The 19,032-nt window shown below is 60.3% G+C and carries 21 protein-coding genes and 2 tRNA genes; 6 read left to right on the top strand and 17 right to left on the bottom strand.

Annotated features, from left to right (window positions below; all coding sequences use genetic code 11):
* Both ABE459_RS08475 and nirK read right to left on the bottom strand, forming a co-directional pair.
* Positions 1-720 (bottom strand): response regulator transcription factor, encoded by a 720-nt coding sequence (locus tag ABE459_RS08475; RefSeq protein ID WP_323830084.1) that lies wholly within the window; start codon positions 718-720, stop codon positions 1-3.
* A gap of 152 nt (positions 721-872) precedes the next feature.
* Positions 873-2,015 (bottom strand): copper-containing nitrite reductase, encoded by a 1,143-nt coding sequence (gene nirK, locus ABE459_RS08470; protein ID WP_323830086.1) that lies wholly within the window; start codon positions 2,013-2,015, stop codon positions 873-875.
* 175 nt (positions 2,016-2,190) lie between these two features.
* On the opposite strand from nirK, the gene ABE459_RS08465 reads away from it, so the two are divergent.
* The 3 genes from ABE459_RS08465 to ABE459_RS08455 all read left to right on the top strand — a co-directional run bounded on the left by ABE459_RS08465 (position 2,191) and on the right by ABE459_RS08455 (position 4,783).
* Positions 2,191-2,406, top strand: a complete 216-nt coding sequence (locus ABE459_RS08465) for a hypothetical protein (RefSeq protein WP_125857131.1) — start codon at positions 2,191-2,193, stop codon at positions 2,404-2,406.
* 515 nt (positions 2,407-2,921) lie between these two features.
* Positions 2,922-3,776 (top strand): DUF2971 domain-containing protein, encoded by an 855-nt coding sequence (locus tag ABE459_RS08460; RefSeq protein WP_323830088.1) that lies wholly within the window; start codon positions 2,922-2,924, stop codon positions 3,774-3,776.
* Between the two features lie 8 nt (positions 3,777-3,784).
* On the top strand, positions 3,785-4,783 hold the full coding sequence (locus ABE459_RS08455) for a hypothetical protein (protein ID WP_323830090.1): 999 nt from the start codon (positions 3,785-3,787) through the stop codon (positions 4,781-4,783).
* 8 nt (positions 4,784-4,791) lie between these two features.
* Here the strand turns inward: ABE459_RS08455 and ABE459_RS08450 are convergent, their stop codons facing one another.
* The 7 genes from ABE459_RS08450 to ABE459_RS08420 form a co-directional block, all read right to left on the bottom strand.
* Positions 4,792-5,772 carry a hypothetical protein gene (locus ABE459_RS08450; protein WP_323830092.1) on the bottom strand — a complete coding sequence of 327 codons (981 nt, stop codon included), beginning with the start codon at positions 5,770-5,772 and terminating at the stop codon, positions 4,792-4,794.
* Positions 5,745-6,449, bottom strand: a complete 705-nt coding sequence (locus ABE459_RS08445; protein WP_346648012.1) for a hypothetical protein — start codon at positions 6,447-6,449, stop codon at positions 5,745-5,747. Before ABE459_RS08445 ends, ABE459_RS08450 begins: the two co-directional genes overlap by 28 nt.
* Positions 6,446-6,985: a DNA-binding protein gene (locus ABE459_RS08440; protein WP_323830094.1), complete on the bottom strand. Its 540-nt coding sequence runs from the start codon at positions 6,983-6,985 to the stop codon at positions 6,446-6,448. The genes ABE459_RS08445 and ABE459_RS08440 overlap by 4 nt, the downstream gene beginning before the upstream one ends.
* Complete coding sequence (locus tag ABE459_RS08435; protein ID WP_346648011.1) at positions 6,982-7,905, bottom strand: hypothetical protein; 924 nt, start codon at positions 7,903-7,905, stop codon at positions 6,982-6,984. Before ABE459_RS08435 ends, ABE459_RS08440 begins: the two co-directional genes overlap by 4 nt.
* Positions 7,902-8,135: a phage tail assembly chaperone gene (locus ABE459_RS08430; protein WP_323830183.1), complete on the bottom strand. Its 234-nt coding sequence runs from the start codon at positions 8,133-8,135 to the stop codon at positions 7,902-7,904. Before ABE459_RS08430 ends, ABE459_RS08435 begins: the two co-directional genes overlap by 4 nt.
* A 372-nt stretch (positions 8,136-8,507) precedes the next feature.
* Positions 8,508-8,583: transfer RNA gene (locus tag ABE459_RS08425), tRNA-Thr, on the bottom strand.
* A gap of 97 nt (positions 8,584-8,680) precedes the next feature.
* Positions 8,681-8,929, bottom strand: coding sequence for a hypothetical protein (locus ABE459_RS08420; protein ID WP_323830098.1), 249 nt, complete (start codon positions 8,927-8,929; stop codon positions 8,681-8,683).
* 656 nt (positions 8,930-9,585) lie between these two features.
* On the opposite strand from ABE459_RS08420, the gene ABE459_RS08415 reads away from it, so the two are divergent.
* Both ABE459_RS08415 and mdtI read left to right on the top strand, forming a co-directional pair.
* Positions 9,586-9,945 carry an SMR family transporter gene (locus ABE459_RS08415; protein ID WP_323830100.1) on the top strand — a complete coding sequence of 120 codons (360 nt, stop codon included), beginning with the start codon at positions 9,586-9,588 and terminating at the stop codon, positions 9,943-9,945.
* On the top strand, positions 9,939-10,256 hold the full coding sequence (gene mdtI, locus ABE459_RS08410; protein ID WP_125462245.1) for a multidrug/spermidine efflux SMR transporter subunit MdtI: 318 nt from the start codon (positions 9,939-9,941) through the stop codon (positions 10,254-10,256). Before ABE459_RS08415 ends, mdtI begins: the two co-directional genes overlap by 7 nt.
* A 234-nt stretch (positions 10,257-10,490) precedes the next feature.
* On the opposite strand, the gene ABE459_RS08405 is transcribed toward mdtI, so the two are convergent.
* The 5 genes from ABE459_RS08405 to ABE459_RS08385 are packed head-to-tail and all read right to left on the bottom strand — an operon-like array spanning position 10,491 to position 14,763.
* Positions 10,491-11,726 carry a methyltransferase gene (locus ABE459_RS08405; RefSeq protein ID WP_323830103.1) on the bottom strand — a complete coding sequence of 412 codons (1,236 nt, stop codon included), beginning with the start codon at positions 11,724-11,726 and terminating at the stop codon, positions 10,491-10,493.
* Positions 11,727-11,783: 57 nt separating this feature from the next.
* The gene (locus ABE459_RS08400; protein WP_125462247.1) at positions 11,784-12,473 is read right to left on the bottom strand and encodes an ABC transporter permease; all 690 of its coding nucleotides are present in this window, start codon (positions 12,471-12,473) and stop codon (positions 11,784-11,786) included.
* The gene (locus ABE459_RS08395; protein ID WP_125462248.1) at positions 12,474-13,166 is read right to left on the bottom strand and encodes an ABC transporter permease; all 693 of its coding nucleotides are present in this window, start codon (positions 13,164-13,166) and stop codon (positions 12,474-12,476) included. It abuts the gene before it with no gap.
* A 56-nt stretch (positions 13,167-13,222) separates the two neighbouring features.
* Positions 13,223-13,978, bottom strand: a complete 756-nt coding sequence (locus ABE459_RS08390) for an ABC transporter substrate-binding protein (RefSeq protein WP_125462249.1) — start codon at positions 13,976-13,978, stop codon at positions 13,223-13,225.
* Between the two features lie 11 nt (positions 13,979-13,989).
* Positions 13,990-14,763 (bottom strand): ABC transporter ATP-binding protein, encoded by a 774-nt coding sequence (locus tag ABE459_RS08385; protein WP_046853793.1) that lies wholly within the window; start codon positions 14,761-14,763, stop codon positions 13,990-13,992.
* Positions 14,764-15,499: 736 nt separating this feature from the next.
* On the opposite strand from ABE459_RS08385, the gene gabP reads away from it, so the two are divergent.
* Positions 15,500-16,885: a GABA permease gene (gene gabP, locus ABE459_RS08380; protein WP_125462250.1), complete on the top strand. Its 1,386-nt coding sequence runs from the start codon at positions 15,500-15,502 to the stop codon at positions 16,883-16,885.
* Between the two features lie 163 nt (positions 16,886-17,048).
* On the opposite strand, the gene ABE459_RS08375 is transcribed toward gabP, so the two are convergent.
* The 3 genes from ABE459_RS08375 to ABE459_RS08365 all read right to left on the bottom strand — a co-directional run bounded on the left by ABE459_RS08375 (position 17,049) and on the right by ABE459_RS08365 (position 18,970).
* Positions 17,049-17,492, bottom strand: coding sequence for a hypothetical protein (locus tag ABE459_RS08375; RefSeq protein ID WP_125462251.1), 444 nt, complete (start codon positions 17,490-17,492; stop codon positions 17,049-17,051).
* A gap of 214 nt (positions 17,493-17,706) precedes the next feature.
* On the bottom strand, positions 17,707-18,717 hold the full coding sequence (ppk2, locus tag ABE459_RS08370; protein WP_323830109.1) for a polyphosphate kinase 2: 1,011 nt from the start codon (positions 18,715-18,717) through the stop codon (positions 17,707-17,709).
* A gap of 177 nt (positions 18,718-18,894) precedes the next feature.
* Positions 18,895-18,970: transfer RNA gene (locus tag ABE459_RS08365), tRNA-Phe, on the bottom strand.
* Positions 18,971-19,032 lie beyond the last annotated feature (62 nt).

Genomic DNA, 19,032 nt, shown 5'->3' with positions numbered 1-19,032 from the left:
TCAGGTGCCCGAGGCTTCGCGGCGCAGGTTCAGCAAGTAGCCTTGGTTGCGGATGGTGAGGATTTGCGCGGCTTGGCCCGGCGCACGGCGCAACTGTTGGCGCAGGCGGCTGATGCACATGTCCACCGACCGGTCGTCGGGCAGGTGGTCGCGGCCGAACGCGCTACGTGTCAGATGATCGCGGGATACCACGCGGTTATCGGCCTGCAGCAGTTCGTGCAGTACCCGGTAGTCGGAGCGTGGCAGGGTCAGGGCCTTGCCGTCGGGGTGGGTGAGCAACCGTTTGATGGGGTCCAGTTCAAAGCCTGCGAATCGTTGGGGTTGGGCATTGCTTTCGTCGCCGTTGGCCTCCAGGTGCATGGGCCGGCGCAACACAGCCTTGATCCGGGCAACCAGTTCGAGGGGGTCGAAGGGCTTGGCCAGGTAGTCGTCGGCGCCTGCTTCCAGGCCAGTGATGCGGTCCAGGGTGCTGCCCTTGGCCGACAGCAGGATCACCGCCGGCCCCGGCAGCCCCTGCAACTGCCGGCACAGGCTCAGGCCATCCTCGCCGGGCAGCATCAGGTCCAGCACCACCAGGTCGACCTTGTGCAGGGCCAGTTGCGTGCGCATTTGCTCGCCATCTGCGGCCGGCAATACCTGGTAGCCGGCATCACTCAGATAATCGCAAAGAAGTTCGCGAATCTCGTCGTCATCGTCGACAACCAGCAGGGTGGTGCTCATGGAGGGGTACCTGTAAAAATGCGAGCGGCAGCGCTCGTTACGATCAACGTCATCCCCGCGCAGGCCGGCATGCCGGCAGTGCGTGAAACGACGTAATCGTAACAAAAAATCATCTGCGAATGCGAAGTCTTCGCAAATGATGCCGGTCGCCGCTAGCGAATCGGTCCAGGCGCTTCCAGCTGTTTCATCAAGTCGTCGTTCCATTGCCCTTCGACCTGCACGTGCGCAGCGGCACCCAGCATCACGGCCTCGATCAGGTTGTGATTGAGGTAGGTGTACAGGCCAGGCTGGCGGAAGGTGTACAGCGCCGCGCCTGCGGCACCGCCGGGGATAAACCAGGTTTCCAGGTTGCGCTGCGGCGGGTTGGCGAACTTGCCGGCGGCCCACACGTAGTCACCATGGCCGCCGATCAGGTGCGGGCGGGTGTCGCGGTTGGCTTGCGAGTGGACGATCAGCACCGTTTCGCCGAGCGTGGCGGTGAGCGCGTGCTGGCCGGTCAGCGCGCCGACGCTGCCATTGAAGACCACGTGCGTGGGGATGAGCCCCTTCATTACCTGGTACATGTCGGCGAAGCTCGCCGATGGGCTGGCGTAGCGCTTGTACTTGCCGTCCTTGTCGCGCGGGATGTAGTAGTCCTGCTCGCCGATGTACCAGACCTTGTCGTATTGCAGCGCACGCCCGTCGCCGTCCCGCAGGCCGTCCCGCGGCAGCACCATGATTGCGCCGTTCATGCCGCACACCACATGCCAGGGGATCATCACCCCGCCCGGCGCGCAGTGGTACACGAACACCCCGGCGCGATCCGCCTTGAAGCGCAGCTTCACCTGCTCGCCGGGCTTCACATGGGTCAGCTCACCACCGCCAAGCGCGCCGGTGGCGGCATGGAAGTCGATGTTGTGCACCATGCTGTTGCTGGCCGGGTTGACCAGGGTGAGCTCCACGTAGTCGCCCTCGTGCACCACCATCAGCGGACCGGGCACCGAGCCGTTGAAGGTCATGGCATGGATGTAGGCCCCCTCGCTGTCGACCGCCAGTTCTTTCTCCTCGATCTCCATGCGGAACTCGACGATCCGCGGTTTGCCAGGCGCGCGCTGGCTGTGGGCATGTACCTGGGGCGGTGCAACCAGCTCGACCCGGGTGCGTTCCAGCCGGGTCAGGTCCGTGGGCGGATTGTTGGTCGCCGGTGCCGCGGCCCGGGCCAGGCCGCTGGCCAGCACGCTGCTGCCAACCCCCAGCAATACACCCCCCGCCAGCACCCCGCGCCGCGTCAGGGCTACGCCTTGTTGCTCACTCATGGGACTTCTCCTTAGGTCGACGAAAGCCGTCGGCACAGGAATACCCATTTTGAAAGCAGGGTTTATTGAGCCCAAACAAGAAATCGAGCGGCAGGGCAATCTGTCGCAATTGTGGCCGATAGCTACTATGGAGTTACGCGGGCTGCCACATGCAGCGACTCAGGGAGCACAGGGAGTGAGCCGTTTCGTCAGTTTCGAAGTCAGCAATCACCGTCAGTATGTGATCAGCATCGATCACATCATTGCGCTTTATCCGCTTGCTCAGGAAAGGACGTTTGCCAAAGGAGGGATCGTGCTGATCAACGGGCTGGGGAAGGAGGGCAAGCATGTGGCGCTGGAGCTTAGTGGGCCGGAGATCAGGAAGCTGCATAAGGCGTTGTTGCTGGAGTGACGGGGTGGGGTGTATGGCTGGATGACCCCCAGAAACGCAAAAGCCCCGACTGACGTCGAGGCTTTTTGAGTATGGTGCCGGCACCAGGAATCGAACCCGGGACCTACTGATTACAAGTCCACCCTATCGGCCAGTACTCATTGATAAAAGCCGTTTATCCTTTGGTTTTCCTGGTTATTCACGGATATTTGGGTCAGGTATCCGGGAGCAATGTGGACACTTTGTGGACACCCTCAGCAGCATAACCCTGCACAAGCCCTCAATCCTTTGCACAGCGTGCAATGCCCCTTCCTCCCCGGCGGCCCGCGCCGCGCCTGCCGTAGCCCTCCCTTGCACCCACCTGGCCCTTTGCACTTTTCTACGAGGGGAAGCGCGTCGGCGGGAGGGGGATAAGTGATTTCCAATCCCACTATTGATTCGAGAACAACTTTTGACTGCTCCGGGGAGTACGTGATAACAAGTAGAGGGGTGGCCTTATGCTAGTGAAGGTCGAGTAAGGGATGAGAGCTGTTTATATGGATGATTTGAAATTTAAATATCGTGACGCAAGTGAGAGAACCCTAAATGTTATTCGAAATAGGGAGATATATTTTTCACCTCCTGAAAGCTTAAATGATCCATTGGATTCCCAGATCAATATCGATAAGGAATATCAGCGCGTTGTTGAAATGTTTCCCCGCAATCATAGCGAAGAGTATCTGCGTAAGGCTTTTTTGATTTACTTGTTGAACAAACATGACTTCCCTGGGCGCGACGGAAAGCAATTAGGGTTAAATGGTGCTCTACAGTGGTTTTTGAGTCGTCTCGGGATTTTCTCCTTGTCGCTTACACCGATTGATGCACTACTATGGTCGCATTATGGTGGGTCACATATGGGAGTGGCTTTAGGCTTTGACACTAACTTGATTGCTGATGAAAGGGTGTTTATCCGAAATGAGATCCTTTATTCGGAGAGGCCGCAGTATCAGCGAGTATTTCTTGAGTTGGCAGAAAAGTTAGGTGAGTTCGTTCGTCCCTGGGAGAGTGATTGCGAATATAGTGATGAGTTGGGTGATAATTTCTATACTCATCAAATCTCTCAGTTGATGAGGGCGAACTTGTTGTATAAGTCGGACAAGTGGTCCTATGAGAAAGAATATCGATTGATTTCAAATCGAGCAGGACTTTGTCCATTTCCAGCAGAAGCGCTGAAGACAGTTGTTGTTGGACTAAAAACAGATCTGGAATTTGTGAATAAATTACAGAGTATTCTCTCGGTGCCAGAGTACAGTCACGTTGAGTTGCTCTATGTTCAGCATTTAGCTGGGAGTTACGACTTCGAGTTGGTTAAGTACCACGATTCACTAATGCGGCTTGATTTGATTACATGAGGTTTGCCATGGATATGGAATTGGATTTCTTTTTGAAAGAAGCTGATTTAACTTTGGATGAGTGGGATGCTTCGAAGTGTGAGTGGGGTAATTTGTTAAGTATTTATAATGATTTCGTAAGGATTCAGCCATCTTTGGTTGCTGCTGCAAAAATGATTTCTTCTCGTATACAACAGTTCGATCGAGTCCACTCGGTAAGGTGGCGAATAAAAAGTCCGATCGGCTTGTTAAAGAAAATTGTTAGAAAAAATCTAGAGGAAAAGCCTAAGGATAAGTGGGTCGGCATAAACAAAGATAATTATGTGTCTGTTGTTACTGATCTCATAGGGGTACGCGCGCTTCATCTGTTTAAGGATGATTGTGTCGAGGTTGATCAGGCAATTAGAGATGTCTGGGAGCTTGCGGAGGAAGTTGTTGTTTATATTCGTGATGGCGATAAGACCCCATCGGAGATACAAGATAGGGGAGGGATTGTAAAAGTTCATGATGATGGTTATAGGTCAATACATTACATTGTTAGGATTCAACCGGAGAAAACAACTTACTATCCGGAAATTCAGGTTCGTACAATTTTTCAAGAGGGTTGGAGCGAGATAGATCATACTATTCGCTACCCGGACTTTTCTGATAATGAGCAAATTGCGGTATTTCTTCGCTTGTTCTCCGGATTGGCTGGTAGTGCAGACGAAATGGGGCTATATGCTAAGGAGCTTAGTGCCGAATTAAAAAAAGCTGAAACGGAGAAGAGGCGTATCGTTGCAGAGCTTGAACAGGCGATAATGCAGAGAGATAAAGCGATGCACGATATTGAGAGTACACTTCAAGAAATGGAGGATCTCAAGCTGAAAGATGAAAAGTCTCAAGTTCTGATTAGTCGATTGAAAAGTGATGTGCACACTCTACAAAACGCCCAGGAACGTTTCAGGAAGAAAGAGGCTTTAGATAAATTTACCAAAGGTAATTTGTTCGGATCTAGAGTTTATGGTGCTTCTAGATTAAGTGGTTGATATGTTGCTCAGTTGTTCTTAAGTGTTATGTCTGTGCATTGCGAATGGAGGGGTTTAGCCTCTTCAGATATAGCGCGGAAGAAATTTGAGTTGTATGGGGTTGAGTTAGGTCGATGTATGTGGTCGGCCAACTCTAAATTCATTAGTGAAACGATATTTATTAATTCGCAAATTAGTTGAAGTGCATTGACTTCTTCTGATCCCAGCCACGTCATTGGCGCTTGTAGGTGCTGACTCACTCCAGCTACGCTCTTACGGATACCTTCGATACGCTCTTGCAACTCGCCGCCGATCGCCGCATTGAGCTTCTGCCCCACCACCAGATTGAGGTCGCGCCCCGTCGCTTGGTGTAGGTCATCAACAGCAGCCAGACTCGCGGATCCACCGGACAGCAGTTTGAGCGCGCCCAGAGCCTCGATCTTCTTCACCCCGCCCACCGTCTCGGTCGAGTGGTCGTCCACGTTCCTGGTGTGGCTCTGGAACTGCTCGCGGTTGGCCAGCGATTCCACTTCGCGCTCGATCGCCTTGTCCTGGATCTTTCCATCCGTCTGGCGCAGCCAGTTGCCGTCCGCGTCCACACGCTGCTGACAGGCCTCGCTGTGCTGCCAGACCTGGTCCCCTTTCGGTACCCGGGGCAGGCTCAGTCCGTGCGGCAGGATCTGCTGGATGAACGGCTTGTGCGGCAGGCCGTAGGCGAACGACACGACCACGGTCGTGCCTTCCTCGGGGAAACCGAACATGCCGGCCTCCTGGCCGCCCATCGGCGCCGGCAGCGGCAGGCTGGTGAACACCGGCAGCGCTGGGTCCGGCTCGCCGTCCGGTAGCAGTACCTGGACGTCGACGCCGAAGCGCGGGCGGAAGTCGTCACACAGCCCGGGCGCCGCCGGCGCATCCGGTACCGCGACCACGCGACCGAAGCGTGGCAGGTGATAGCCCCCGGTGATTTCAGGGAATTGGCGCTCTACTGCGCGGCGGATTGCGTCTTCCATCGGATGGCCATCTGGTTGCCGGCGAGCGCGACATGGGTCACGCGCTCGCCCTGGTTGATTGTTGCACCAGGACGCAGCCCGGGCAGGGCTGCAATCATGGCGCTCTGGTTGCCCTGGTACTGGTCGAACAGCTCGACCGGCAGCTGCAGCGCAGGGCGCATGCCGAAATAGCTATCGGCCCAGCTGCCCACGAACACCTCGCCATCGCCCTGCTGCTGCCAGACGAAGTCGGGGATGTTGAACACCTGAGCCAGGCTTTCCATCGCCTGGAAGCCAGCGGCCAGGCTGTAGAAGAACGGCGCCCGGGTTGAGGCGTAGGGCTGGTCGGGCACGCGGAAACGCAGCCCGGTTTGCCGGCTGATCTCCTCGAGGACACCGCGCAGATCCACATGACGCAGGTTCATCGGCAGCGGCTTGGCCAGGATCGCGGCCAGCTCGCGGCAGAACACCACCTGCTCACGGGCGTTAGCCGCGGTGCTTCGCTCCACATAGCCGATGAAATGCCGCTGCAGCGGCTTGTCGTTGTAGCCGACATCGAGCGTGACCAGGCCCTTGAGCGGCGCGCCGGCCTGGACGGTGAACGTCGCCCGCCCCGGGTTGCGCAGCTCCAGGCGCACATCGGCGCGAGCCAGGTCATAGTTCACGCCGCCGATCGACAAGACCTGGTGCAGCTTCATTTGTCGCCCCCAAGCCAGTCATCCACCTTTTTCAGCGTGGCCTCGAAGCCCGTCAGCTCATGGCCCTTGCCGTCTTCGCCACCGGCACCACCGACCGCTGACCCGGTACCGGATTGCGCAGTGACGCCGTTTTTCTCCCGGCGTTTCTCGACCTTCTCCGGGTTGGACTTCTTCTCGGCCAGGCCGAACTGGATACGCCAGCACGCCAGGGTGTCGTCCTCCCGGGCGCTGACGCCCTCGGCAAACTGGACTTGGCGCATGCCAAAGGCTGCCGCCGTGTCGTTTACTACCCGGTAGGTCTTGAGCTGGCCACCGCCCTCGGTGGCCTCGGCCAGGCGCATCAGGTCGCGCAGCCAGTCGCTGTTCACGAACGGGATCGTCAGCGTGACAGTGAGGGTCTTGGGCTTGAAGCCCTTGTGCGCCGTCTCGGTGTTGCTGGTCTGGCCGGACATATCGTCGGCCTCGATCCGAAGGTTACCCGTGACTTTCAGTGTCTTGCCCTGGACTGGCTCACCATCGAGCAGGAGGAGTGTCATAGGCCCACCATTTCACGGACAAAGCTCAGGCCCTTCTGCGAGCCGACCAGGAGCGCGCCGGCGCTCATCACCCATTCATGCCCCGGCGCGTCACCGTCCAGCAGGCTGCGCCGCAACTCGGCGGTGCTGCCCGGGGCGAGCATGCGCGCTTGGATCAGGCTGCTGGCCTGGTCGTCCTCGAGCACGCGGCGCAGATCGGCCAGTTTCTGGTCGCGTTCGCGCTGCTGAGCTGCTTTACGGCCCGCCAGCGCCGCAAGGTCGCCCATCGGGGCGCTATCTGCGGCGTAGCCCTCCAGGACCGCGATCTGCCCCGCCATCGACTGCTGGGCGGCCTTGAGCACCGTGCAGCGCTCCAGGGGCAGTGGCTGCCAGCGCGGCAGTTGGCCCGCCTGCAGGATCTGCCACTTTTCGGTTTGCAGCTTCGCCAGGTGCTCGGCACGCCGTTGGGCACGTACCAGGTCCGGTACCGGCATAAGCGCATTGAAGCGCGCCAGGCTCGCGGCTAGCTGATCGAAGCGCGTAGCCAGGAACAGCAGGCACAGGGCGTGCTGATTGCCCTGGGGCCGGCCTTCGTCGGTGGTGTCGGTCAGTTTGTTGGCCAGCGCCTGCAGGAGGTTCGGCGCCGACAGGAAGCGCTGGTAGCCGCGCCCCTGGCCAACCCCGGGTTGGAACGGCGTCACGGTCAGGCAGGCCGGCGCATCGCTCAGCTGCTCGGCCAGCGCCTGGCGTCCCGCGCTGATCGCGCCCTGGGCGGCGGCGCCGACCGGGCCGGGGTTGGTGGTGGCGTGCTGCTGCAGGCCTTCCAGGCGCTTGCCCGTGCTGGCCAGCTCACCGCCGGCCAGTGCCTGGGCGGCGCCCAGCTGGTTCATCCAGGCGGTGGCCTCGGTCGGCCAGCGCATGGCCACGGGTGACCAGGTCATGCCCGCGCCTCCTGCACCCATACCGGCTCATGCGGTCGACTTGCAGCGTCAGGAAAGGCGTCGGACTGCGGCCAATCGCGCAGGGACTGCAAGTAGACAAGTAGCTCGGCGAAGCGCTCACTGGTAAGCGTTGTGCTGCGCTGTAGATCCTGTTCGTCGCGGTGGCGCTCCCGCAGCCATAGCACGGCGTTTACTGCCGCATCGCGCCACGCCCTTTCAGCAGCCTCAATCTGTTCCTGTGTCCTGGGCGTCGGCGGCGGGGTCGTGTGAGCATTACAACCGAGTCTATCAAGCCAATGCCTCGAAACTAGGTGTGCTCAGTGAAAAGGACGCTAGGCACGTTGTTCGCTTTTATCAGCTGATGGACAGTGTGCGTGCCGACACTTCAGAAGGAGGGCGCTTGTACGAAGGCACGCGCGACAATCTACCGTTCAAATCCACCCTCAGTACCCTTGACGAAGCGCTGAGGACCGGTAAGTCATTGACTGTTTGGTAAAAGATTTTGGCGGTGTGTGGACGAAATGTGGACACTTGAAAGGCTGTGCGATCCAGATTTTCAAACGCCAGAAACGCGAAAGCCCCGCATTGCGGGGCTTCTAAGGTGGTGCCGGCACCAGGAATCGAACCCGGGACCTACTGATTACAAGTCAGTTGCTCTACCATCTGAGCTATACCGGCACAGGGGCGTCATTATAGCGATGGATTCGCGGCTGTAAACTACTTCTTGCAATCAATGCGTAACGCCCTAAGTCACCGAGCGCAAAGGAGAATTTTCCTACCAGCCGCGGTGGATGGTGGTGACGCTTGGTTCGCTCTTGCCGGGGTTGAAGAACAGCTTGTCGTTGTCGCAGCCGCGCTTGCGGCAGGGGGTGGCGACGTGCAGCGGCAGGCCTCGGTCGCCGCCGAGCTGCATGCCGGGCATGTTCCAGTCCAGCGGTGTCGGTTTGGCCTGGGGCGTGCTGCTGGCGCAGCCAGTCAGGGCCAGGGCGACGGTCAGCAGGGCGAAGGGCTTGGCGTGTTTCACGATGTTCGAATCCGTTCCAAGGTCAGTCTGTGTTCTAGAGGCGGCTGCAATGCTAGCTGCTCCCTCGCGGGGGCCAGTAGCTTGGGTATTGGCAGCTGTGACGCACGTCTCGTTAATACGATGAGGCCATGCCCCTACGCGAACAATCACGGTTGTTGGCATCCTTGATCATTTTTCGCACAGTGCCGGCAGATCACCGGGAGGGTTGTTCTGCGCGTGTTGGCTCGATTGAACAGTGCATGATCACGTGGACAGCCAGCGATGATACACCGAACGAGCCGATGAAGCTTAGCCGTGCGGTGGATGACTTGCGGGGCCACGAGGCATGCTGTGTTCCAGTCGCTCCATGGGTGGTTAATATAATTTACGCGCCGTTCTGGATGTTTTCAGGAGTTTGTTCGGTATCACTGCAATTTAACAGCGTCTTTATTTGTGTTTTTTCTATCGTTTTGACTTTTTCGATTGCATAAGCTAATTTGTTGTTCATTATGTTGAACAGTAAAGCTTTCAAGCTCCTCTCCACCTCCCGCCTGGTTTCCCGTGAGCGTCACTGGACCGGCGACCTCTAGCGCCACCCTCCCACTACAGCCTTAAACCATTCTGTATTGCGCCGACGCCTGTGCGCTCGGCTGCTGTGTCGCCCATGGGAGGGCACCATGCGTTCCTGGATCTATCTGATCGTCGCCATCACCGCCGAGGTGATCGGCACGGCGTCGATGAAACTCGCCGCCACTCATTTCCCCGTGGTTGGGCATGCCGTGATGTACGTCATGATCTGCCTGTCGTATTTCTTCCTGGCCCTGGCGGTCAAGCGTGTGCCGGTCGGCGTGGCCTATGCGCTGTGGGAGGGGATCGGCATCGTCCTGATCACTCTGGTCAGTGTGCTCTGGCTGGGCGAAAGCCTGGGCTGGGCCAAGGCCCTGGGGCTGGCGGTGATGATTGCCGGCATCCTGCTGATCAAGGCGGGTACCCGCAGCAAGCCCGTCGTGGTTGAAGGGGAGGCATTGCCATGCTGATTCCCTTTGCCTGGCTGGGCCTGGCCATCGTGCTGGAAGTGCTGGCCAACCTGCTGCTCAAGTATTCCGACGGTTTTCGTCGCAAGGGCCTGGGCGTGGCCTCGATCTTCTGCGTGCTGGCGGCCTTCACCGCTTTGGCTCAGGCGGTGCAGGACATCGAGTTGTCGCTGGCCTATGCCATCTGGGGCGGCTTCGGCATCCTGGCCACTGTCGCCATGGGTTGGGCGCTGTTCGGTCAACGTCTGGCCGGCCGTGGCTGGCTGGGGTTGGCGCTGCTTCTGGTCGGCATGGGCCTGTTGAAACTGGCTTGAAATGCCCTGTTTCAGGCGGTTTCCAGCTTGCCGCCGAAATGCTTATGCACAAGCGGCATTTTTTGCTTGCGCGAAAGGCATGCCGACTGGCAGTGCCACCGGTCTTTGCGCAAAGCCCTGTTTTTGCTGGTTTTCAGCTGGTAAGCGGAATAAGCAAAGCGGCGCAAATAGCGCTTGGATCCAAGCCTTGGACATTTTCATCACAAGCTTGTGCACAGACTTATCCACAGGTTGTCAGCTGCGCTGCGGCGATCCGTCGCGTTCGGCCAGTAGCAACAGGTTGCGTGGCGTCAGCGGGTATTCGCAGAACAGTCCTACGCGCACGGCATAACCTTGCTCTTGGAGGTACAAGGCTCGGTCGAGCACCAGCCACAGTTCCAGTGGGCGGCGGAACAGGTTGCGCACCAGCTCCAGGTTGCGCACCTGAGCCAGCCGTTGCCAGCCCTGCGACTCAAGGGCGGCCCAGTCCGTCGTGCCGCTCAGTTTGACCTGGCGCAGCGCGGAAAGGTCGCGGCAGTACTGCTCGAAGGGCTTCTTCAGCCAATCGACCGGCAATGAAGGTGTTGGCAGGTAAGCATCGATACCCCGCTGTTGGCGCTGCAGCAGGTCGAAACCCAGGCGCCTGGCCATCGAGCTGTCGCGTTGGCGGCGTACCCGGGCGCTGGAGGTGACGGCCTCGCTCAGCGGCAGGCCCAGATCGCCGATCGACAACTGCAGGGCCGACGCCTGTGCGGCTGTGGATATCGCCTTGTACTGGTCGCCCTGGATGCGGTTGTAGCAGCACGGCGCCACGGCCATTTGTGGGCAGCCTTGCTGGCTGGCCAGGTGCAGCAGGCGCACATGCAGATCGCCACAGGCATGCAGGGCAATCACGCTTTTGTCGCCATCCAGCTGCTGCATGCTGTCTGCGGCCATTACATCCTGCTGCACATGGTGGGCGGGCAGTTGATGGTGATCGCTCAGCGCCTGGCCGGCGTTGACCAGCTCGGCGTCGTACTCCAGGCAGGTCAATTGCTGGCCGGCTTGCAGCAGGCGGCGGCCCAGGTGGCCCTTGCCCGAACACCAGTCCAGCCAGTGCCGGGTGGGCTGGCTGAAGCTCAGGCGGCGGCTGAAGGCCTCGATCTGCTGCCATTTGCGCCCAGGGACGTTAGCGTCAAGGCGATGGCCGGCCTGGTGTAGGCCCGCGTCGGGCAATTCACCGACGGCAGACAACTGCCGGGCCAGGCTGGCCAGTTGCGGGAAGGGGGCCGGGGCCGGGAGCTGTTCCGGGTGTTGCTGGACGGCTTCGGCTTGTTCCAGGGTGCGATTGCGCAGCCATGCGGACAGCTCTGGGTACTGGCTTTCCCAGCCCAGCTGCAGCTCGGTGAACGGCCGTGGCCGCCACAGCGGCTGGTGCTGAAGCAGAAAATGGTCAAGGGCCTGGAAGCGCTCGAGGAGCTGGCTACCTTGAAGGGGGAGTGTTGTGTTCATTCAAGCACCGCGGCGCAATTGAAAGGGGCCGCAAAGCGGCCCCGAGCGTGTTGCAGGTTAGCGCCCCTGGCAGGCGTCCACACGCAACCAGCGTTCCAGCAGCTTGAAGCCCTGCACCAGGAAGAACGAAATCACCAGGTAGAACACCCCGGCGGCGAAGAAGATCTCCACCGGCAGGTAGGTGCGGGCGATGATGGTCCGCGCCATGCCGGTCAGCTCCAGCAGCGTCACGGTGCTGGCCAGGGCGCTGGCCTTGAGCATCAGGATCACTTCGTTGCTGTAGGCCGGCAGGCCGATGCGTGTGGCACGCGGCAGCATGATGTAGAACAGCGCCTTGCCCCGCGACATGCCCAGTGCCCGGGCGGCTTCGATCTCGCCCTTGGGGATCGCCTGCAGTGCGCCGCGCAGGATCTCGGCGATGTAGGCGGCGGTGTGCAGGGTCATGGTCAGTACCGTGCACCAGAACGGATCGCGCAGGTACGGCCACAGCGCGCTGTCACGCACCGCGTCGAACTGAGCCAGGCCGTAATAGACCAGGAACAGTTGCACCAGCAGTGGCGTGCCGCGGAAGAAGAAGATGTAGCCGTAGGGCAGGGCGCGCACGTACCAGTGCCGCGAGGAACGGGCGATGCCCAGCGGGATGGCCAGGATCAGCCCGGCGATGACCGCGATGGCCACCAGCTCCAGGGTCAGGACCGCGCCTTCGGCCAGTCGTGGCAGCCACTTGATGATGACTTCCCAGTTCATTTATTCGGCCCTCATGAAGCCGCGGGCGGCGCGTTTTTCCAGGAAGTACATGCCGATCATGGCGACGATGGTCAGGCTCAGGTAGATGCAGGCGGCCACCGCGTAGAAGGTGAACGGTGCCTTGGTCACGGTCACGCCGATCTGCGCGTGGCGCATGATTTCTTCCAGGCCGATCACCGACACCAGCGCGGTGTCCTTCATCAGGATCATGAACAGGTTGCCAAGGCCCGGCAGCGCGATGCGCCACATCTGCGGCAGGATGATCCGCGACAGGATGCGGCCTTTCGACAGGCCCAGGGCCAGGCCCGCTTCACGGTGGCCCTTGGGGATGGCCAGGATCGCGCCGCGGAATACTTCCGTGGCGTAGGCACCAAAACACAGGCCCAGGGCAATGACACCGGCGGCGAATGCACTGAGTTCGAGCCCGGGCATGTTGAGCGCGTCGCCGAGGCTGTTCATCAGGCCGACGGTGCCGAAATAGATGAGCAAGACCCACAGCAGCTCGGGCACGCCGCGCACCAGGGTCGAGTAGAAGCCGCCAAGCCATTGCAATGACTTGATCGAGGAAGTCTTGGCCAGGGCGCCAAGCAGGCCCAGGGCCAGCCCCAGCAGCAAGGCGCAAAGCGCCAGTTTTACGGTCATCAGGGTGCCGGCCATCATGGCCGGACCGAATCCGTGCAGGTCGATATTCATGGGCAGCTTTGTTCAAGGGACCCGCACCGCGCAGGGCGGTACGGGTCGGGAGGGCATCACTCGATGCTGAACGGGAAGTACTTGTCGTTGATCTTCTTGTACGTGCCGTCAGCTTTGATCTCGGCCAGGGCCTTGTTCAGCTTCTCGCGCAGCGGGTCACCCTTGCGCACGGCGATGCCGATCTTGTCGCTGTCTACTACAGGTTCGCCTTTGAACTCGTAGTCTTTGCCCGCGTCGGACTTCAGCCACTCGTACTGCACGTACTTGTCGGCCAGGATGCCGTCAACGCGACCGGAGGTCAGGTCGAGGTAGGCGTTTTCCTGGGTGTCGTACAGCTGAATGGACTTCAGCACGTCCTTGTAGTTGTCTTCAAGCCAAGTGCCGGCCAGGGTGGCGCGCTGGGTGCCGATGGTCTTGCCCTTGAGGTATTCCTTGTCGGTCTTGAAGTCGACTTTCTTCGGCGCGATGAACTGCAGCTTGTTGGAGTAGTAGGGGTCGGTGAAATCCACTGCCTGCTTGCGCTCGTCGGTGATCGACAGCGACGACACCAGGAAGTCGAACTTCTTGGCGTTCAGGGCCGGGATGATGCCGTCCCAGTCGGAGGTCACGACGGTGCATTCGACTTTCATCTTGGCGCACAGGGCGTCGCCGATGTCCTTGTCGAAGCCGACGACCTGGCCGCTGGCGTCCTTGTTGTTGAACGGTGGGTAGGCTGCCTCGATACCCATGCGCAGTTTTTCTGCGGCCATGGCGTTGGCCGACATCACCAGGGTGGCAGCAGCGGCCAGGAGGAACTTCTTGTAAGTCTGCATGTATTGCTCCGTTAGCGGTGGCTGGACATGAATTGCTTGCAACGCGCCGAGGTCGGGTTTTCGAAGACCTGCTGTGGCGATCCCTGCTCTTCGACCAGGCCCTGGTGCAGGAAGACCACTTCACTGGACACCTGGCGGGCAAAGTTCATCTCGTGCGTCACCAGCAGCATGGTACGGCCTTCTTCGGCCAGGGCGCGGATGACGTTAAGCACTTCCTGGACCATTTCCGGATCGAGCGCCGAAGTCGGCTCGTCGAACAGGATGACCTTGGGCTTCATGGCCAGGGTACGGGCGATGGCGGCACGCTGTTGCTGGCCACCGGAAAGCTGGGCGGGGTAGCTGTGGCGCTTGTCGAAGATGCCGACCTTGTTCAGCAGCGCCTCGGCGTGCTCGATGGCCTCGGCCTTGCTCTGGCCAAGTACGCGGCGCGGCGCCTCGATGATGTTGTCGAGGATCGACATGTGCGGCCACAGGTTGAAGTTCTGGAAGACAAAGCCGATCTCGCTGCGCAGGCGGTTGATCTGGCGATTGTCGGCGGCGATCAGGTCGCCGTTTTTCTGCGCCTTGAGCTTGAGGGCTTCGCCGGCGACCAGGATTTCGCCCTGGTGCGGGTTCTCGAGCAGATTGATGCAGCGCAGCAGGGTGGACTTGCCGGAGCCGGACGAGCCGAGGATGGAGATCACGTCACCGTCGCGCGCGGTCAGCGAAATGCCCTTGAGAATTTCCTGCTCGCCGTAGCGTTTGTGCAGGTTACGGATTTCCAGCGCGGGCGTGGCCTGGGCCATGTGCGGTCCTCATGTGTTCGGGTGCGTTCCCAGCTGTTGGCGGCCTTCCTGGCGAGCGCCACGCTAGCATAGCGGCGCAACAGCGGCCAACCGGGTCGCAAGGGGCTTCGGTCATTGATGGGGCAGTTTGTCGCATCGTTGCAGTGGACTGTCGCGAGGATGTCCGCAATGGCGTTTTGCCCAGCACCGGAGCCTTGATGAAAAAAGGCGCGATGGTGCCAGCTTTGGCCAAAGCATGGAAGCGGTTTTGGACCTTTTGCCGCGAAAGCAGGTGCAACCGCCCATGTGACCGGCACAGGGTGGCGTGGGAGCGGGCTTGCCCCTCGATGGCTTCGGCAGGACTGAAGGTGTTGGGGCGACAATCGCTATCGCGGGGCAAGCCCGCTCCCACGCAGATCGCATCATGGCTGAAACAATGGTTGTACCTTTGGTTGCACTTTTTTGCCTTGCCCTGGTGCGTGGGTGTTACCGGGGAGCACCTTTGGTGCGTTTGTAAGTGGGTATTTCAGTAATCCGGACTTGGCATGGAGATTTGGCGGGCTTTCGGTCAAAGCCTGGCAGAAAGGCCGCAAAGCTAGAGAATTTGCGGGCGTCAGCCCTTCCGGATAAATGGCATTTAAAAATGGCGCGCTTATTGCCGGTGGGAAAAGACCGAATGCGGCGACGCCTAAATCACCCCTTGGTGCGCTTCGTATTCCCTTCATTCGGGTGGTCCACTCCTTACAAAGGTAGTTTTATGAGCGGTAACAATTCCAATGACCTCGCTCAGGGGCTCAAACAACGGCATGTGACCATGCTGTCCATCGCAGGCGTGATCGGCGCCGGCTTGTTCGTCGGCTCCGGCCATGCCATCGCCGCCGCCGGCCCTGCCGTGCTGCTGGCTTACGCCGCTGCCGGCACCCTGGTTGTACTGGTGATGCGCATGCTCGGTGAAATGGCGGTTGCCTCGCCTGACACCGGTTCTTTCTCGACCTACGCCGACCGCGCCATCGGGCGCTGGGCCGGTTTCACCATCGGCTGGCTGTACTGGTGGTTCTGGGTGCTGGTGATCCCGCTGGAAGCCAACGCCGCCGCAGCCATCCTGCATGCCTGGTTCCCGGCCGTGGACCTGTGGGCGTTCTCGCTGGTCATTACCCTGGTGCTGACCGTCACCAACCTGTTCAGCGTGAAGAACTACGGTGAGTTCGAGTTCTGGTTCGCCCTGCTCAAGGTGCTGGCGATCATCGGCTTCATCGTCGTCGGTTGCGCTGCCATGTTCGGCATGGTCCCGAGCAGCCAGATCAGCGGCGTCAGCCACCTGTTCGATACCCAAGGCTTCATGCCCAATGGCCTGGGCGCCGTGCTGGCCGCCATGCTGACCACCATGTTCTCCTTCATGGGGACCGAGATCGTCACCATCGCCGCCGCCGAGTCGAAAGACCCGGGCAAGCAGATCAGCCGTGCCACCAACTCGGTGATCTGGCGTATCTGCCTGTTCTACCTGGTATCGATCTTCCTGGTCGTGGCCATGGTGCCGTGGAACGATCCGACCTTGGCCGAGAAAGGCTCCTACCAGACCGTCCTCAGCCTGATCGGCGTGCCGAATGCCAAGCTGATCGTCGACATCGTCGTGCTGATTGCCGTGACCAGCTGCCTGAACTCGGCGCTGTACACCTCCTCGCGCATGCTCTTCTCCCTGAGCAAGCGTGGCGATGCCCCGGCAGTCGCCCAGCGCACCACCAAGGCGGGCACCCCGCACTGGGCCGTGCTGCTGTCCACCGCTGCGGCTTTCCTGTGCGTGTTCGCCAACTTCCTGGCCCCGGCCGCAGTGTTCGAGTTCCTGCTGGCCAGCTCTGGCGCAATCGCCCTGCTGGTGTACCTGGTGATCGCCGTATCGCAACTGCGCATGCGTGCCCAGCGTGAAGCCAGCGGCGAGAAGATCTCGTTCAAGATGTGGATGTTCCCGGGCCTGACCTGGGCGACCATCGCTTTCATCGTCGCCATTCTGGTGGTGATGGGGCTGCGTGAGGATCACCGCGTCGAGATCATCGCTACCGCGCTGCTGAGCATCGCAGTTGTGGCGGCAGGCTTGCTGGTGCACCGCAAGCGCGGCGCTGCAGGGCGCGTGGCGCTGGATAGCTGATTCGCAGCCGGTGAAATGAAAAGGCCGCGCCCTGTGAAGGGCGCGGCCTTTTTGTTTGCCTGGGAGGGCCTCATCGCCGGCAAGCCGGCTCCCACAAGGACTGCACGCTACGAAGTGGGAGCCCGCGTGCCGGCGATGAGGCCGGAGCCGGCGATACAGGTGTTCAGCCGAACTGCTTCTGCTGTTGCTGCCCCTTGGCCACCACCTCGGAAGCCGTGACATAGGCCGCCTGGAACTCATCGCTCTCAAGCCAGGCCATGGTCGCGTCCTCGTCGGTGCCGTCGAGCCATTTGCGGTAGGCGGTGAACACCATGACGATGTAGTCGGTGGCGTGCTCTTCCTTGTGACCCTTGAGCACCAGTGCCAGCAGTGGGTCCACCAGGAACACCGAGATCATCGGCACCAGGCCGTTTTCCTGGGCTTCCTTCATCTTGGCGAACAGGCTGTTGTAGCTGCCCGATTCCATGGCCTTGTTGAACACCTGCTCGACGCTGGCGCTTTCGCCGGTGCTGGCCTTGACCGCCTGGCCGCTGCGCACCATGCGGTTCTGCTTGGCCTTGGTGGCGGCGCGCTTGGCGCGTTTCTGTTGCTTGGTGTTGGTGGCCATGGGGCGGTCCTTGGAGGTATCTGGTAAAGGCGCGTATTGAAGCGCAGTTGCCCGGGAAACCCAAGGGGCGGGCTGGCATTTGAGATCGCTGGGGCCGCTTCGCGCCCCTTTCGCGGCACAAGGCCGCTCCTACAGGAGGGATGCCATGGCTGTAGGAGCGGCCTTGCCGGAGCGCCGGACCGGCCGGAAAGGGCTGTGCAGCAGCCCCAGGTGTTCAACTGACCAACGCCGCCGGTTCATCCTCCTCGAACCCTCGCGAAGCACGCCCAACCAATAGCGGATCCGGCGCATGCGCCACGCTGTGGTCCTTGCCCGGATAGTCCAACGAATGCAGGAAATGCCGGATGCAGTTGATCCGCGCGCGCTTCTTGTCGTCGGACTTGATCACCGTCCACGGCGCATCGGCAGTATCGGTGTGGAAGAACATGGCCTCTTTGGCGGCGGTGTAGTCCTCCCACTTGTCCAGCGACTTGATGTCGATGGGGGACAGCTTCCAGTGCTTGAGCGGGTCGTCGCGCCGCGAGATGAAACGGCGCAGTTGTTCCTCGCGGTTCACCGAGAACCAGTACTTGAACAGCAGGATGCCGCTGTTGCACAGCATCCGCTCCAGGTCCGGCGCCTGGCGCATGAACTCCAGGTATTGCAGCGGCGAGCAGAAGTCCATCACCCGCTCGACCCCGGCGCGGTTGTACCAGGAGCGGTCGAAGAACACCATTTCACCGGCGGTGGGCAGGTGCTGGATGTAGCGCTGGAAGTACCACTGGCCTTTCTCCTGTTCGGAGGGCTTCTCCAGCGCGACGATGCGAGCGCCACGCGGATTCAGGTGCTCCATGAAGCGCTTGATGGTGCCGCCCTTGCCCGCTGCGTCACGGCCCTCGAAGAGGATGACGATGCGCTGGCCGGTTTCCTTCACCCAGTTCTGTACTTTCAGTAGCTCGATCTGCAGCGCGTGCTTGGCCTTGTCGTAGTCCTGGCGGCGCATGCGCGTACGGTACGGGTAACTGGCCGGCAGGTGCGCCGAGGTGCTGTCCTCGCTGCTGCCTTTGCGCGCGTTGGCCACTACCAGGGCGGCGGGTTGCTGGCTGACCTGAGTGATGGTCTCTGGCGCGGGGGTGTTGGTGGCGGGCTTGCGCTGGCGTGGGCGGCGGGTGCGGGTAACGGGCTTGGCGCCGCTGCCGGTATCGGTCGGCGACGGCAGGAGGAGGGTGGCGGATTCTTCGCTCATGGAGGTCCTTGCGGGGTCGGTCGAATGTCCACCCTCCATGCTATGAGCCAGCAGGCGGTGACTTCTTGATATCGATCAACTGGGCATGAACCAGGAAAACGCAGACAACAAAAAACCCGCACTAGGCGGGTTTCTTGTGTCGCTTCGGGTAACTTTGCAACCACCAGAAGCTGAAGGTGGTGCCCAGAGACGGAGTCGAACCGCCGACACGAGGATTTTCAATCCTCTGCTCTACCGACTGAGCTATCTGGGCGACGAGGTGAATTAAATAGATTTCCAGACCGCTCGTCAACGACTTTTTTGAAAAAATTTAAA

The organism is Pseudomonas sp. TWI923, assembly GCF_039673365.1.
In the GTDB taxonomy this organism is placed as follows: domain Bacteria; phylum Pseudomonadota; class Gammaproteobacteria; order Pseudomonadales; family Pseudomonadaceae; genus Aquipseudomonas; species Aquipseudomonas sichuanensis.
Note: the sequence above shows the minus strand (reverse complement) of the source record. Positions and strands in the feature narration are given on the sequence as shown.